The organism is Gelidibacter sediminis (assembly GCF_004364975.1).
Lineage (GTDB): Bacteria > Bacteroidota > Bacteroidia > Flavobacteriales > Flavobacteriaceae > Gelidibacter > Gelidibacter sediminis.
This window is the reverse complement of sequence record NZ_SOBW01000007.1, coordinates 1,392,111-1,407,363: the sequence shown is the minus strand read 5'-3', so window position 1 is coordinate 1,407,363 and position 15,253 is coordinate 1,392,111. Positions and strand designations below refer to the sequence as shown.

General features: G+C 36.4%; 15 protein-coding genes. 10 read left to right on the top strand and 5 right to left on the bottom strand.

The features are described 5' to 3' along the window. Positions 1 to 4 precede the first annotated feature (4 nt). The 7 genes from BXY82_RS06010 to murI all read left to right on the top strand — a co-directional run bounded on the left by BXY82_RS06010 (position 5) and on the right by murI (position 7,542). Positions 5 to 886, top strand: a complete 882-nt coding sequence (locus BXY82_RS06010) for an NAD kinase (RefSeq protein ID WP_133757249.1) — start codon at positions 5 to 7, stop codon at positions 884 to 886. Between the two features lie 99 nt (positions 887 to 985). Beyond that, positions 986 to 1,675, top strand: coding sequence for a type IX secretion system protein PorG (gene porG, locus BXY82_RS06005; protein WP_133757248.1), 690 nt, complete (start codon positions 986 to 988; stop codon positions 1,673 to 1,675). Continuing rightward, positions 1,676 to 2,416 carry an isoprenyl transferase gene (locus BXY82_RS06000; protein WP_133757247.1) on the top strand — a complete coding sequence of 247 codons (741 nt, stop codon included), beginning with the start codon at positions 1,676 to 1,678 and terminating at the stop codon, positions 2,414 to 2,416. Positions 2,417 to 2,426: 10 nt separating this feature from the next. Continuing rightward, entirely contained in the window at positions 2,427 to 4,973 is a 2,547-nt protein-coding gene (locus BXY82_RS05995; protein WP_243835704.1) for a BamA/OMP85 family outer membrane protein, read from the top strand. Positions 4,974 to 5,143: 170 nt separating this feature from the next. After that, positions 5,144 to 6,133, top strand: a complete 990-nt coding sequence (locus BXY82_RS05990; RefSeq protein ID WP_133757245.1) for an OmpH family outer membrane protein — start codon at positions 5,144 to 5,146, stop codon at positions 6,131 to 6,133. Between the two features lie 51 nt (positions 6,134 to 6,184). Continuing rightward, on the top strand, positions 6,185 to 6,694 hold the full coding sequence (locus tag BXY82_RS05985; protein ID WP_133757244.1) for an OmpH family outer membrane protein: 510 nt from the start codon (positions 6,185 to 6,187) through the stop codon (positions 6,692 to 6,694). Positions 6,695 to 6,762: 68 nt separating this feature from the next. Then, positions 6,763 to 7,542: a glutamate racemase gene (gene murI / locus BXY82_RS05980; protein ID WP_133757243.1), complete on the top strand. Its 780-nt coding sequence runs from the start codon at positions 6,763 to 6,765 to the stop codon at positions 7,540 to 7,542. 37 nt (positions 7,543 to 7,579) lie between these two features. Here murI and BXY82_RS05975 read toward each other — a convergent pair whose 3' ends face one another. Continuing rightward, the gene (locus BXY82_RS05975) at positions 7,580 to 8,098 is read right to left on the bottom strand and encodes a gamma carbonic anhydrase family protein (protein ID WP_133757242.1); all 519 of its coding nucleotides are present in this window, start codon (positions 8,096 to 8,098) and stop codon (positions 7,580 to 7,582) included. A 47-nt stretch (positions 8,099 to 8,145) separates the two neighbouring features. Then, on the bottom strand, positions 8,146 to 9,156 hold the full coding sequence (locus tag BXY82_RS05970; RefSeq protein WP_133757241.1) for a PorP/SprF family type IX secretion system membrane protein: 1,011 nt from the start codon (positions 9,154 to 9,156) through the stop codon (positions 8,146 to 8,148). Between the two features lie 385 nt (positions 9,157 to 9,541). Here BXY82_RS05970 and BXY82_RS05965 point away from each other — a divergent pair, with 385 nt between their 5' ends. The 3 genes from BXY82_RS05965 to BXY82_RS05955 all read left to right on the top strand — a co-directional run bounded on the left by BXY82_RS05965 (position 9,542) and on the right by BXY82_RS05955 (position 11,735). Then, complete coding sequence (locus tag BXY82_RS05965; protein WP_133757240.1) at positions 9,542 to 10,444, top strand: NifU family protein; 903 nt, start codon at positions 9,542 to 9,544, stop codon at positions 10,442 to 10,444. 61 nt (positions 10,445 to 10,505) lie between these two features. Beyond that, complete coding sequence (locus BXY82_RS05960; RefSeq protein WP_133757239.1) at positions 10,506 to 10,706, top strand: dodecin family protein; 201 nt, start codon at positions 10,506 to 10,508, stop codon at positions 10,704 to 10,706. A 216-nt stretch (positions 10,707 to 10,922) separates the two neighbouring features. Further along, complete coding sequence (locus BXY82_RS05955) at positions 10,923 to 11,735, top strand: mechanosensitive ion channel family protein (RefSeq protein ID WP_133757238.1); 813 nt, start codon at positions 10,923 to 10,925, stop codon at positions 11,733 to 11,735. Here BXY82_RS05955 and tsaB read toward each other — a convergent pair. From tsaB to BXY82_RS05940, 3 genes are read right to left on the bottom strand one after another with little or no spacing between them, the layout of a single operon-like run. Continuing rightward, positions 11,732 to 12,403 (bottom strand): tRNA (adenosine(37)-N6)-threonylcarbamoyltransferase complex dimerization subunit type 1 TsaB, encoded by a 672-nt coding sequence (gene tsaB, locus BXY82_RS05950; RefSeq protein WP_133757237.1) that lies wholly within the window; start codon positions 12,401 to 12,403, stop codon positions 11,732 to 11,734. The genes BXY82_RS05955 and tsaB overlap by 4 nt on opposite strands. A 19-nt stretch (positions 12,404 to 12,422) precedes the next feature. Continuing rightward, positions 12,423 to 13,721: an efflux RND transporter periplasmic adaptor subunit gene (locus BXY82_RS05945; protein WP_133757236.1), complete on the bottom strand. Its 1,299-nt coding sequence runs from the start codon at positions 13,719 to 13,721 to the stop codon at positions 12,423 to 12,425. A gap of 43 nt (positions 13,722 to 13,764) precedes the next feature. After that, positions 13,765 to 15,207 carry a TolC family protein gene (locus tag BXY82_RS05940; protein WP_133757235.1) on the bottom strand — a complete coding sequence of 481 codons (1,443 nt, stop codon included), beginning with the start codon at positions 15,205 to 15,207 and terminating at the stop codon, positions 13,765 to 13,767. Positions 15,208 to 15,253 lie beyond the last annotated feature (46 nt).

Here is a 15,253-nt window from a genome sequence, read left to right as displayed (position 1 = left end):
CCCTATGAAAATTGCAATCTTTAGTCAATATTACAAAGGCAATGAAGCATCCGCAGGGGTGCTTTTAAATTATTTATCTCATAAAGACGCACAAGTTTTCATAGAAAACCACTTCTATCAATTAATAGATAAACATCTAGACCTCAAAACAAATTATCAGCAATTTGAAACTTTTCAATCCTTAGATGATACATTTGATCTATTGATAAGCATCGGCGGAGATGGCACCATTTTAAGAGCTATCACTTATGTTGGCGACAGGTCTATTCCCATCATAGGAATCAACACAGGCCGTTTGGGGTTCTTAGCGACTATACAAAACAACCAAATTGAAAGTGCTCTTGATAGCATTTTTAAAGGCGATTATAAAATTTCTGAACGCAGTTTGCTAAGCATAGAAACGGAGCCCAAAAACAAAGACTTAATACAGTTAAATTTTGCCCTTAATGAAATAGCCGTTAGCAGAAAGAATACAACCTCTATGATTACGGTTAACACCCATTTAGATGGTGAATATCTGACCACCTATTGGGCAGACGGATTGATCATGTCTACGCCAACCGGTTCTACAGGCTATTCATTAAGTTGTGGTGGCCCAGTGATTACTCCAGAAGCTAAAAATTTTGTCATCACGCCTATTGCCCCACACAATTTAAGCGCGCGTCCTTTAGTCATTCCTGATGATACGGAAATTCAGTTAAAGGTTGATGGACGTGAAGATTTCTATCTGATTTCTTTAGATTCCAGAATTGCAACCTTGCACAACTCGACCATTGTTACCATTAAAAAAGCGGCCTTTAAAATCAAGATGATTGAACTCCCTAGCGAAAGTTTTATTGACACCCTTCGCAAAAAACTGTTGTGGGGAGAAGATAAGCGCAACTAAACAATAAAACCTCATAAATACTGTTTATCTGTAATACTATTTGACTCAAATTGTTATAGGCTAATCTTATTTATTATATTTGCAAACTTTTAAAATTTTATGAGGTATATCATTTTATTCTTATTTAGTATTTGTTTCACCCCAAACATCCATGCTCAAATTTACGAAGTTGGTTTTTTTCTGGGCAACAGTAACTTTATTGGCGATGTTGGCTCAACTAAATATATTTCACCAATAAGACCGGCGGCAGGACTTATGGCGAGATGGAATAGAAGTCCACGCCATTCATTTCGTGCCTCCATTATATTTACTGAATTAGAGGGTGATGATTTACGTTCTGACGATCCGAGACGTGTTGCTCGTGGCTATAAATTTAAAAACAATCTAATGGAATTTTCCGGAGGAATGGAGTTTACATTCTGGGATTTTGATACACATCAACCAGGACAACAATTTACACCCTATTTATACTCTGGAATTTCGGCAGCAAAATATAAGAATTCCTTTTTTAGGAATGGGGTTCAAGTCCCTGAAAACACCTATAGCTGGGCTATTGGAATTCCTATGGTGTTAGGCATTAAAAGCAGCATCGTGGATGGTCTTATTTTAGGGGCTGAAGTTGGTGTGCGTTATACATTTTCTGATGAAATTGATGGCAGTGTTCCAGACACACCTTCTAGAAAGGAGCCTTATAGTTTTGGAAATTTAAATAGCAATGATTGGTATGTGTTTTCTGGGATTACCTTAACTTACACCTTTGGAGAAAAACCATGTTATTGCGTTTATTAAGTGGATTTAAAAGAACAAATACATACTGACCGCCTTCCTAATCATCTTGCCATAATAATGGATGGCAATGGCCGATGGGCAAAACAAAAAGGACTACTACGCGTCATCGGGCATGAAAATGGCACCAAATCTGTACGCGAAGTTGTTGAAGCAAGCGCAGAGATCGGTATTAAACACCTGACACTTTACGCTTTTTCTACTGAAAACTGGAACCGTCCTAAAGTAGAAGTACAAACCTTGATGAAACTCTTAGTAAAATCCTTAAAAAAGGAAATTAAGACCCTTCAAGAAAATGACATCAGACTCAATGCCATTGGTTGCTTAGAAGATTTGCCTAAAAAAGCCAAAGCAGAACTTCAGGAGGTCATTGAAAAAACCAAAACCAATAACAGAATGGTATTGACCTTAGCCCTAAGTTATGGTTCTCGTGAGGAACTGATGACTATGGTCAAAATTATATCTGATAAAGTTAAAAATAATATAATTTCAACCGATTCTATTGACGAATCCATTATAAATAAGCATCTTTACACGCAAAATTTGCCAGATGTAGACTTGCTCATCAGGACCAGTGGAGAACAACGAATCAGTAATTTCTTGTTGTGGCAAATTGCCTATGCCGAATTATATTTCACCCATATTTTATGGCCTGATTTTAAAAAGCACGACTTATACACTGCCTTGATAGACTATCAAAATAGAGAACGACGATTTGGAAAAACAAGTGAACAACTTAGCTAACAACACGCTTTTGAAAACAATATTAAATACCCTCTTTAGTGCCTTTTTTCTTTTATTTTCAGTAGCTGCCACAGCTCAAGAAAATCCATTCAATTCAGGTAAAAAATATACAATCGCAGAAATCATCGTTACTGGCGATACCAATTTTAGCGAAACGACAATTGTCACCTATTCTGGTTTAAGAAAAGGAGAGGTCATCGCCATCCCTGGAGAACGCATTAGCGAAGCCCTTAAAAAATTGTGGAGCTCCAATCTGTTCAGTAATATTGACATCTATTTAACCAAGACTATAGATGATCAGGCGTATTTAGAAATCAGTTTAGAAGATTTGCCCGAACTAAACACTGTTGTCATTAACGGCGTCAAAAAAGGCAAAAAAGAGTCTTTAATAAAAGACAATAAACTGACCAAAGGTGCAAAAGTTACTGAAAACCTCATTACAACTACCAAAAACTATCTGACTAACAAATATAGAAAAGAAGGTTTTTACAATACGAAAGTTACCGTAACGACAACGCCGGTAATTGATTCTATTGAAAAAAGTAGGGTGAACATGGTGGTTAACATTGAGAAAAACGACAAAGTAAAAATTAAAGATATTGACTTTATTGGCAATGAAAAGCTGAGTGATAAAAAGCTTAAGAAAGCCATGAAGAATACGAAAGAAAAAAACTTATTGCGATTCTTAAAGCGTTCAAAATATGTAAAAGCAAGCTACAAAGAAGACCTTGTTAGTGTTGTTGATCTTTATAAAGAAAATGGGTATAGAGATGCACGGGTTATTTCTGATTCCATTTATAACAATCAAGACGGCACCTTATCTATTCAGGTTAAAGTAGAAGAAGGCGACAAATATACGTTTGGTAAGATTGCTTTTGTTGGAAACACAGTGTTTACAGATCAACAATTGAGTTCAATATTGGGTCTTAGAGAAGGTGATACTTATAATGGTGTGGAACTTAAAAAACGAATTGCTGACAATTCAAGACCAGACGCTAGAGACATTACTAATTTATACCAAGACCAAGGGTATCTATTCTCAACCATCAATCCGGTTGAAGTAAGTGCCGACGGGAATGTTATTGATATGGAAATCCGTATCTCTGAAGGTAAGCCAGCTTATTTTAACAATGTTACGGTAGTTGGAAATGATAAGACCAATGATCGTGTTATTTATAGAGAATTAAGAACACGTCCAGGACAATTATATAGTAAAACGGCTGTGGTTAGAACCGTAAGGGAATTGGGTCAATTAGGCTTTTTTGATGCGCAACAACTAAGTCCTAACTTTAAAAACGCAAACCCTAATGACGGTACTTTAGATATGGAATATTCTGTAGTTGAAAAGGGATCTAGTCAAATTGAATTGCAAGGTGGTTACGGCGGTGGTGGCTTTATTGGAACACTCGGACTTTCTTTCAACAACTTTGCAATTAAGGATATTTTCAAAAAAGAAGCCTACAAACCTGTACCTACGGGTGACGGGCAAAGCTTAGCTTTGCGTCTGCAAGCTTCCCGTTTTTACCAAACTTATAGTTTTTCATTTACTGAGCCATGGTTAGGTGGCGAACGCCCAATCCAATTCTCAACATCATTATCTCATACCAAACAGTTTTTATACAATCCAAGAACAAGAGATGCTGATAAAAGCAAACGTTTTAACATTACTGGTGTTACTGTAGGGCTCGCCAAACGTTTGACCTCTCCTGACGACTACTTTACTTTATCTCAGGCCGTGAGTTTTCAACATTACGATTTACAAAATTATAACACTGGATTGTTCACCTTTGGTAATGGATATTCAAACAACCTATCCTATACAGTAGGTCTTAGTAGAAATAACACGTATACAGATCCAATTTATCCAACAGGTGGATCGAGCTTTGGAGTAACTGCAAAATTTTCTGTGCCTTACTCACTTCTTAATGATGTAGATTACGCCGCCTTAAAGGATGAAAGAGCAGGATTAAACCCAGCTGATCCTGATGATTTGGCGCGTATGGGAGTTATTGACCAAGAGCGTTACAAATGGTTGGAATTTTATAAGGTAAAGTTTAAAGGGGACTGGTATACTAATGTAGTTGCTAACAAACTAATCATCAAATCAGGTATCGAGTTTGGTTTCTTAGGTGCTTATAACAATGATAGGGGCATCATTCCTTTTGAACGTTTCTTTGTTGGAGGTGACGGATTAGGTAACTATTCATTAGACGGCAGAGAGTCTATAGCAATGAGAGGATATCCAAATCAATCTTTATCTTCTACTGATGGTGGTACCATCTACAACAAATTTTCCTTGGAATTACGTTACCCTATAACCCTAGGTGCACAAGCTAAAATTTATGCACTCGGATTTATGGAAGGCGGAAATTCATTTGATAATTTTAGAGACTATAATCCATTCAACCTTAAACGTTCAGCTGGCTTAGGTTTACGTATTTTTATGCCGGCCTTTGGATTGTTAGGTATTGACTTTGGACACGGTTTTGATCCTGTTCCTGGAGATAACGTTAAAAATGGTTGGGAAACCCACTTTATTATTGGGCAGCAATTTTAAGTTTGGCACGATATTTTCTAACTATACTTTAACGATTTAAGACGCGTGTTAAAATTTTTTAGAATATATTGCGTTAATTTGAAAAATAAACGCTGACCAGGCAGAATCGTTAACTTAATCTGTCGTTTTAGAATTTATAGCGTGACTCGTAAATGATAAAATATAACCAGATGAAACAAAAAGTTCTTTTTTTATTGGCACTTATCGGTCTTATGAGCTTTTCTTCAAATGCCCAACGCGGTGTAAGAATAGGTTATATTGACACGGAATACATTTTACAAAATGTTCCAGAATATCAGGAAGCTACGGCGCAGTTAGATGCTAAAGTTTTGCAATGGAAATCTGAAGTAGAACAGCGACTGGCTGAATTGGATCAGAAAAAATCCCAACTCAATAATGAGCGAGTACTGTTAACTAAAGAATTATACGAAGAACGTTTTGAAGACATTAGTTTTGAAGAGAAGGAAATATTGGACTATCAACAAAAACGGTTTGGTCCTAATGGCGATTTGATGATTCAGAAACAACAGTTGATTCAACCTATTCAAGATCAAATTTTTGCTGCAGTACAAGAAATTGCAGGCAGTAGAGACTATGATTTTATATTTGATAAATCAGCAGATGTCGTCATGTTGTATTCCGCTGAACGTTTTGACATTAGTGAATTGGTGTTAAGAAGCATTACCAGATCATCAAAACGAACACAGGCAACGAACAAGGCAGAACGCAGAGCAGCGAACGCAGAAGACATTGTTCCAGAATATAATGAAGCAATGGAAGCGCGAGAAAAAGCTTTAGAGGATAAAAAAGCTGAACGATTAACTGAAATAGAACAACGTAGAGCAGAACAACAGGCCACTAGAGATTCATTGAAAGCTGCTGTTGAAGCAAGACGTCAGAAGATTTTAGACGACCGTGCTAGGGAAAAAGCTGAAAGAGAGAAAAAGAATAATCCTCAGGATAGCACCTCAACAAAACAAGACGGTAACACCAAAAAATCAGCAGTACAAAGTGCTGAAGAAAAGAAACAACAACAACTGTCAGATCGTGAAGCAAGACAAAAAGCGCTTGATGAACGTCGAAAAAAAATATTAGAAGAACGTAAAAAAGCGAAAGCTGAACGCGAAGCCAAATCAAAAGAAAAAGATTCAATTCCTTAAAACAAAACAATTAAACAATTAATAATTATAACACGTAATACTATTTTAAAAATGAAACATTTCAAGACCCTTTTATTTGCAGGACTACTTTTTATTGGAGCAACATCGTTCTCTAATGCACAAAGTAAAATTGCTCATATTAACACGCAAGAGCTTATTAAGTCAATGCCAGCAATGAAAAGTGCTCAAGCAGAGCTAGAGAAACTGCAAAAAACATATGAGACTGAAATTCAAACAATGGCGACTGAGCTTCAAAATAAAATGAAGCAATATCAAGCGGAAGTTGAAAGTAAGACTGACGAAGAAAATGCGAAAAGATCACAAGAAGTTCAAGGGATGCAACAAAGTATCCGTGAGTACCAAGGTACTGCACAACAAGATCTTCAAAAGAAAGAATTTGACCTATTGAAACCTATTACTGATAAAGCAGAAGCTGCTATTAAGAAAGTTGCTAAAGCTCAAGGTTTTCAATATGTATTGGATTCAACACAAGGATCAGGTGTTCTTTTAGCTGACGGTAAAGACCTTATGGCTGACGTTAAAAAAGAATTAGGATTCTAAGACTTGTAAATTCAACAATATTTCACAAAGAAAGCCGCTTAATTAAGCGGCTTTTCTATTTTTGTACTATGAGCACCCACCCTATAGGCATTTTCGATTCTGGCATTGGAGGCACATCAATTTTTAAAGAAATTGAGGCATTGCTACCCAACGAGCACACCTTATATCTCGCAGATAGTTTTAATGCACCTTATGGTAACAAATCTAAGGATGAGATAATTGCTTTAAGTATCAAAAATACGGAGTTTCTTATTTCTAAAAAGTGTAAGATCATTGTCGTTGCCTGTAATACGGCAACCACTAATGCCATTAAAGAATTAAGAGACCGTTTTGATATCCCCTTTGTAGGTATTGAACCCGCCATTAAACCGGCAGCTTTAAGCACGCAAACGAAGGCTATTGGCATTTTGGCTACCAAGGGCACGCTCAGTAGCGAACTGTTCCATAAAAGCGCTGATTTATACAGTCACAGTATTCGAGTAATTGAGCAAGTAGGCGAAGGTATCGTGTCTCTCATTGAGGATGGAAAAACGAATTCTGAGGATATGAGAAGCTTGCTGCGCATTTATCTCAAACCGATGTTGGACGCAAACATTGATTATTTGGTTTTAGGATGCACCCATTACCCCTACCTCATGCCCTTGTTGCTTGAGATGTTACCAAAATATGTTAAGATTATTGATTCTGGTGAAGCCGTGGCGAGACAAACCCGAACAGTATTAGAGCGTCATCACCTTCTGAACCATCAGACTACAGAGGTGAAAAACCTATTTTATAGCAACGGAAATACTACGGTCTTGGAAGATATTCTTGGAGGGCATTATACCGTTGAACACCTCATGTTTTAAAGCATATATTTGATAGGCCACACGCCATCCTTACTAATTATACTTCCTTAAACCAACTGGAATAAGTAACGTAATTTTCTGAAATCCGATTGATTTCTCCCGAGATCAATTCTTCACTGATGTCTTTTACTTTTTTGGCTGGAACACCCGCATAAATGCTTCCTGATTCTATTCTGGTATTCTTTGTGACCACTGCCCCTGCAGCAATAATACTATTGCTTTCTACAATACAATCATCCATAACTATGCTTCCCATGCCTATTAATACATTATCCTGTATTGTACAGCCATGTACTATGGCATTATGACCAATTGACACGTTATTACCAATGGTTGTTGGCGATTTTTGATAGGTGGCATGAATAATGGCGCCATCTTGAATATTTACCTTGTTGCCAATTTTTATAAAATGTACGTCTCCTCTAATAACCGCGTTAAACCAAACGCTGCACTGGGAACCAATGCTCACTTCGCCTACAATAGTAGCATTTTCTGCAATGTAGCAATCGTCAGCTATTTGTGGATGATGTCCGTTTACTTCTTTGATAATGGGCATGGAATCGATTTTAAAAATGACCTAATTTTTGAAACTAAATTTCTGACCTAATTAATTGCTGGGCAATGACATTCATATTTTTGTTTGCGACAATTAAAATTGTAACCTAAAGTGAGCTGATGAAAGCCTCCATTATTAAACACCACTGAATTTGCTTGGTAAGAATACGTATAGGCAAATACAAAGTTTTTATAATCAACCCCAATAAATGGTGTAATGTATTGCAATTTCTGACTGCTAACCCCTGCGGCATTGGCAAATTCAGCACCATCCAAACTTCTTCTATAAGACATCCCTCCCCACAATTTTCCAAACTCCATAGTTTTATAAACCTTGGCATTTACATCTATTGAAGATTCTTTTGTACCATCCTTATACAAGAACATAATTGAAGGTTCATAGCTCCAATCACTACCCAATTTACTAAAGACATTACCAGCACTAAATAATAGAGTTCTTAAATTATCAAATTTAAAGACGCCATTGGCATTTGCATTAACCCCATCATTATTTAAGACATTCTTAACCGTTGCATGGGCATAAAAATTTAAAAAATGATAAGAAAATCCAAAATCAAGATTAAAATTGGTCGCGCTTTGTTCAACACCTGAGATTAGCGGATCAAATCCTTCATTTAGAAATGTAGACTCGTCTAACTTATACTGAATAATCCCAGCACTTAAACCAAAAGACAGCATGTTGAGATCAATTTCATTTCTAGAAAAGAGCAAGTGATGGGCGTAGGTAAAATAAGCACCCGTTTGAGAGTGATACCCGTTTTTGTCGTTGTAGACGATGGCACCTACTGCTGATTGGGTTTCGCCAATTCTCCCATTGATACTCATGGTTTGAAGTGCTGGCGCATTGTCTTGGTCAAACCATTGTTTACGCGCAGTGAGTCGCACCTTTGCACAATTGGCTACCCCCGCCATAGACGGGTGGATAAGATAATAATTGTCAGTTAAATAATCAGAATATATTGGTAATCCTTCTTGGGCATTACCAAACTGCGCGATCAATCCTATAACTACTACTAAACAACACCTTTTAAATATCATACGCTTTTCTCGTTTCAGGGCAAACGGAACGATTATTTCTTTTAATTAAACGCGTGTGCGTCCTTTACGTTCAATATCATCCTAATATTTGGAATGTATCTCCTTTTATAAATTTATACAGCAGTCAAATATATAAATTTTTTGTGGCTGATTGGTGATTCTTCTAACACAACTTATGTCTATATAGATCCATACTAGTATACTTTAACATCTACGCCCTAACCAATTTGGATAACAACTGGTCATCAATCGTATTTCAAGTATTAAAGCAGCTCCAAAAATTTGAATTTAGAACGAACAACCCTTGTTTTAAACATTAAGTTCATCATACAAAAATGGCATTATACTCTTTAGTTTTCATACTTTTGCATAAAGAAATGAACCTATGGAAATGACGACAATTTCAATACAAAAAACCAGCAATCCGAGCATCTTAAAATTTGAAGCAGACAAGTTTTTAACCAATCATGAAAGCTTTGAATTTGACACTATTGATGAGGCCAAAGCTTCTCCATTGGCGCAGGAATTATTTTATTTGCCTTTTATAAAGAAAGTATACATATCAGGAAACTTTGTAGCTTTGGAACGCTTTGATATAGTTGAGTGGGACGATGTGCAAGACGAAGTTGCTGAACAAATTGCAAACTATATCAACAGCGGAAAACAAGTTGTAGCGGAATCGAACTCACCTAAACACAGTCCTATTACCGTATACGCAGAAAGCACGCCAAACCCCACAGCTTTAAAATTTGTAATCAACAGAAGATTAACACCAACATCATATGAATTTGTGTCAGTTGAAAACGCCAAATATTCGCCATTAGCGACCGAGTTATTCCGCTTGCCTTTTGTCAAAAGTGTGTTTATTGATGAGAATTTTATCGCTATTACCAAGCATGATAGTGCTGATTGGAATGAGATTACAACTGAATTGAGAGACTTTCTTAAAAATTACATAGAAAGCGGAAAGGAAATCATAGCTGCCAATGCTCCTAAAGTTCAGAAACAATCAGAAGAAGACAGCTCAGTAACCTTTGACAACTATGATGATATTAGCAAAGAAATCATTACCATTCTTGAGGAGTATGTAAAACCGGCTGTTGCCAATGATGGCGGAAATATTGAGTTCCGATCCTATGATCCTGAAACAAAAGTTGTAAAAGTTATTTTACAAGGTGCCTGCAGTGGCTGTCCGTCATCCACATTCACTTTAAAGAATGGCATTGAAACTATGCTTAAAGAAATGCTTAAGGATAACGAACTGACTGTTGAAGCCTTAAATGGATAATTTAATTTATTATGCTTATCTTTAAGGGAATAAGTATAATATTAATTAAAATTCATAAGAAATGGCAGTATTAAAAGTTGTTGAAATTTTATCAAATTCAAATGATAGTTGGGAAGATGCTACTAAAAAAGCAGTAAAGCATGCCTCAAAAACAGTAAAAAACATAAAATCAGTATATGTCAAAGAACAAAGTGCCATCGTTAAAAACAACGAGGTCACCGAATTTAGAGTCAACCTTAAGATAACATTTGAAGTCGACTAATTTTAAAAAACATAACCTTTATAATAGCGCTTTTAATAGCGCTATTTTTTTTATCTAAAATTAAAAAGTGTACCTATTAATAAGTATATGACAAACGAGCGCATGTTGACGTCTGTGCTGCTTTTTACTTCCTTAATCTTTACTTAAAGCCCTCTACAAATTTTTTATTCCTTTTGATAAATGATAACTTTGTTTTTTAACACAAAAAATATATACATGGAATTACAAAGTTTGATAGACAGAGCATATGATCTTATTCTAATATATGGTCCTAAATTATTGGGAGCTATATTAATATGGATCGTAGGATCTTGGGTGATAAAAATGATTTTGAAAGGCACAAAAAAAACAATGGAGCGTGGTAATTATGACGTCAGCCTTAAGAAATTCTTGATGAATCTATTAAACTGGGTCTTAAAAATTATTCTAATTGTAGTAGTACTCGGAATTTTTGGTATAGGCACTACCTCTTTCGCTGCCATTATAGCTGCTGCAGGTTTGGCAATTGGTTTAGCATTACAAGGGTCTCTTGCAAATTTTGCCGGAGGGGTTTTAATAATGATATTTAAACCGTATAAGGTGGGCGATTTTATTGAGGCCCAAGGTGAAGCTGGCTCAGTAAAAGAAATTCAAATATTCACTACTAAATTGACCTCACCCGATAATAAAGAAATCATCATCCCAAATGGAAAATTGAGTAATGACAATATTGTAAACTATTCTGCAATGGAATTGCGTCGTGTAGATATGGTGTTTGGCGTAGGCTATGATTCAGATATCAAGAAAACCAAAGAAATCTTGATGAATGAATTGACTTCCCATCCCGCAGTGTTGAAAGAGCCAGCACCTTTAGTACGTTTAACTGAATTGGCTGACAGCTCTCTGAATTTTAATGTGAGACCTTGGGTTAAAAATGCCGATTATTGGGGTACTTATTATGATATCATGGAAAGCACCAAACAAGCATTAGATGCTGCCGGAATTGATATTCCTTACCCACATCAAGTGGAGATCCATAAAGAAGGTTAAACTTTCGGTTTGGTACCAATAAAATCCTTTAAATAAAAAGGCTCAAAATAGGCGACATTTTCAGTGTCGCTTTTTTTGTATTTGATAGTGGCCAGTTTTCCCATTTCATTGGCTGATGGCAATTTATTTTCAATAAAAACAGCATTAGGATGGCTAATGATATGTTTCGTTTTCTCTACCCCAGTACCAATAAAATAAACCTTCCCTTGCTGTAACAATTCCCTAAAACTATGTTGGTCTACTATTTCAGCCTCAATGGCCCTAATTTGTTGGTAGTTTTTATCGTAAACTGATGCATACACTTCCATTCGACGTGCATCGAGCATTGCAACAATACACCCTGAGTTTATAGTGACTTGGTGAGCCAATGCTTCCAAAGTATCTACAGAAATTAAAGGCTTATCTAAAGAAAAACAAAGTCCTTTGGCCGATGATACACCAATTCGCAAACCAGTGTAAGAGCCAGGACCCTTGCTTACTGCAATGGCATCCAAATCTTCGGGTTTTAGACGAGCTTGCTTAAGTACATCATCAATAAAAAGATGTAACGATTCAGCATGCGAATAATTAGAGTTGTAATCTTCCTTTAAAACCAAAGTCTCTCCTTCTTTAGAAAGAGAGACCGAACAATTGGTTGTTGCTGTTTCAATATTTAGTATATAAGACACCGTTGCATGTAATTATGGACTATCTTTTATTAGTCTCCGTTTTATCTTTTACTTCTATTTTATCACCGGGATTCAAGGTTTTAGATACCACATTATAGGGTCCGATGATTATAACGTCATTCTCTTTTAATCCCGATAGAATTTCGATATTTGAGTCATCTTGAATGCCCGTTTTCACGACTCTGAGCCTCGCTTCATCATTTACTTTAACAAAAACACATTCAAACTTTTCAGCATTATCAACCCTTTCAATTCCTGTGTCTTCATCTTCTTTTTTCGCAGTTATTTTCTTAACTGAAGATGTATCTGATTTGATGACAATCGCGCTAATTGGAACGCTCACCACATTTTGACGTCGTTTAGTAATAATATCTACGGTGGCGGTCATTCCAGGACGGAACGGGGAATAGTTCTCACCTTTTTCTTCAATCAAATCTTGGTACGATTCTTCTAGTATTCGCACTTTTACCTTAAAGTTGGTCACTTGGTCTGCTGTAAGTGTTCCTGCTGCCGAGTTGGCGATGGCCGTCACAACACCTTTAAATTGTTTTTTAAGGTAAGCATCAACCTCTACAATGGCTGAATCGCCGATCTGAACCTTGACGATGTCATTTTCGTTGACATCAATTTCAACTTCCATATTGTTCAAATTGGCCACTCTTAATATTTCAGTTCCCGCCATTTGTTGAGTTCCTACCACACGCTCACCAAGTTCTACGTCCAATTTGGAAATGGTTCCGCTCATGGGCGCATAAATAGTGGTTCTGTTCAGATTATCTCTGGCCTCATTTACAGAAGCCCCGGCACTTTGTACATTGTAATATGCAGATTGTCTGCTGGCTTTCGCTATTTCGTATCCCGAAACAGCCTTATCCCACTCAGCTTTTGAGATGATCCCTTTTTCAAAAAGTTGCTTGTTGCGGTCATAATTAGATTTCGCTTCTCTTAATGATGCTTCCGCTTGTTCTAATCCTGACTTGATATTTTGATAGGTAGCTTGACTTCTATTAACTGCTGATTGGATTAAATCAGGGTTGACGCGTACCAATAGTTCGCCTTTCTTAACTTGCTGACCTTCCTTAAAAGGAAGTTCGATAATTTCACCAGACACTTCACTGGATATTTTCACCTCAACCTCAGGTTGAATCTTACCCGTAGCTGAGACTTTTTCAACAATGTCCATTAAAGCCACTTGTTGAGTCTCAACTTCTTTAAAGTTTCCAGTTTTACCGAACCATCCTGCTTTTTTGCCTACAATCAATACTAAAATTAACAGTACGATTAAGGAAACTATCATTATTACTTTTTTCTTGCTCATAAGGGTTGGTTTATAATTAAGATTTACTGGTTATGGCTAATAATTAAAATTTCAACTCAAATGCTGGAATTCCGAAATAGAGTTCAAGAACTTTGAGCTTAAAAATATAATCATATTTGGCACGGTTGAGTTCTATTTTAGAATTGTCAAATCGAACTTTAGATTGACTAAAATCGAAGGCATTTGTTAAGCCTACATCATAGCGCTCTTTTGCATAATTATAAGCCAATTCTTGAGACTCTAAAGCTGATTGGGCAGCTTCATAAGATTTTAATGCTCCTTTTGCGTCAACATACGCTTGGTAAACTGTAGACTCCAAATCCAGTTGAGCTTGTTCCAACTGATTTTGTGTTCTTTCTAAATTGATCTTACTGCGTTGCACATTGCCTTTAGTTGCAAAACCATTCAAAATTGGAATGTTTAACGAAAGACCGTAAGAAATACCATCATTTTGATAGAGTTGATCTACAAACGGGTCAGCCCCTACGAGCATCGGAACTGTATTTGGAAACTCGCCAACAACAGACTGCCCTGTTTCTTGCACGACACCAATCTCTCTAGTAATAACCGGATTGTTAGGGTCAACACTTTGCATAAATGATGTGGCGTCAGTATAGCGTGTGTCATATCCAAAAAAAGCAGAAAGCGTCGGGTAATTCGCGCTTTTAGCTATTTGCACATCCTTTTCTGCCAACTCTACACTCTTCTCTGCTATTTTGATCTCAGCTCTATTTTCTTTTGCACTGTCTATAATTTCATAAACGTCTTTATCTGCAATTCCTGCATCCACAATATCATAACCTTCATCCTCAATATCAAAATTCTGATAATCTTTGATCAATAAAAGCTGAGCTAAACTGATTAATGACACTTGTACAGCATTCTCAGCATTTACAATAGCTTGCTTTTCACTAGCATCATTAGCTTTTATTTCTAAAAGATCACCTTGTGGCAAGACGCCTGCATCCACCAAATCTTGAGTCCGTTGCAACTGATCCTTAGTGATTGAGTTTTGAGAGGTCAACACCTCTAAATTAGCCTTGTTGAGAATAACTTGTAAGTAATTATTTGCTACAAATAAGGAAATATCGTCCTCCATCTTGGTCAATCTAAATTGGGCAGATAGTTTTGATAATTTAGCACGTTGTACTTCTCTAAAATTGCGAAGACCATTAAATAAAGTATAACCAACATTAATTCGCCCTGATGCTGATAAAAATGTAGTAGTTTGAGCATTATTGGTTACTGGGTTAAAACTTAGTCCTGTATTTTCTGAGACATTGGCCCCCATACTGATATCTGGAAGAAAATTTCCAACAGCTTGCATATTTTCAATATCAGTCAGTTCTAAATCCAACTGGCTTTGTTTTATAGATATGTTGTTCTCTAAGGCGTATTCAACACATTCCTTAAGTGTCCATTTTTTAACCTGTGCTTGAGATGTTAGTGCCACAAAAGCAAAAACTATAAGAAGTGATTTTTTCATAATTAAAGTATAGGTCGATGTATCAATTAAAGTGTTACACTTAAAA

Excerpts from the sequence above, each read along its gene's own strand:
- BXY82_RS06010 (WP_133757249.1), top strand. The coding sequence starts at position 5 with ATGAAAATTGCAATCTTTAGTCAATATTACAAAGGCAATGAAGCATCC.
- porG (WP_133757248.1), top strand. The coding sequence starts at position 986 with ATGAGGTATATCATTTTATTCTTATTTAGTATTTGTTTCACCCCAAAC.
- BXY82_RS05990 (WP_133757245.1), top strand. The coding sequence starts at position 5,144 with ATGAAACAAAAAGTTCTTTTTTTATTGGCACTTATCGGTCTTATGAGC.
- BXY82_RS05985 (WP_133757244.1), top strand. The coding sequence starts at position 6,185 with ATGAAACATTTCAAGACCCTTTTATTTGCAGGACTACTTTTTATTGGA.
- murI (WP_133757243.1), top strand. The coding sequence starts at position 6,763 with ATGAGCACCCACCCTATAGGCATTTTCGATTCTGGCATTGGAGGCACA.
- BXY82_RS05975 (WP_133757242.1), bottom strand. The coding sequence starts at position 8,098 with ATGCCCATTATCAAAGAAGTAAACGGACATCATCCACAAATAGCTGAC.
- BXY82_RS05970 (WP_133757241.1), bottom strand. The coding sequence starts at position 9,156 with ATGATATTTAAAAGGTGTTGTTTAGTAGTAGTTATAGGATTGATCGCG.
- BXY82_RS05965 (WP_133757240.1), top strand. The coding sequence starts at position 9,542 with ATGGAAATGACGACAATTTCAATACAAAAAACCAGCAATCCGAGCATC.
- BXY82_RS05960 (WP_133757239.1), top strand. The coding sequence starts at position 10,506 with ATGGCAGTATTAAAAGTTGTTGAAATTTTATCAAATTCAAATGATAGT.
- BXY82_RS05955 (WP_133757238.1), top strand. The coding sequence starts at position 10,923 with ATGGAATTACAAAGTTTGATAGACAGAGCATATGATCTTATTCTAATA.
- BXY82_RS05945 (WP_133757236.1), bottom strand. The coding sequence starts at position 13,721 with ATGAGCAAGAAAAAAGTAATAATGATAGTTTCCTTAATCGTACTGTTA.
- BXY82_RS05940 (WP_133757235.1), bottom strand. The coding sequence starts at position 15,207 with ATGAAAAAATCACTTCTTATAGTTTTTGCTTTTGTGGCACTAACATCT.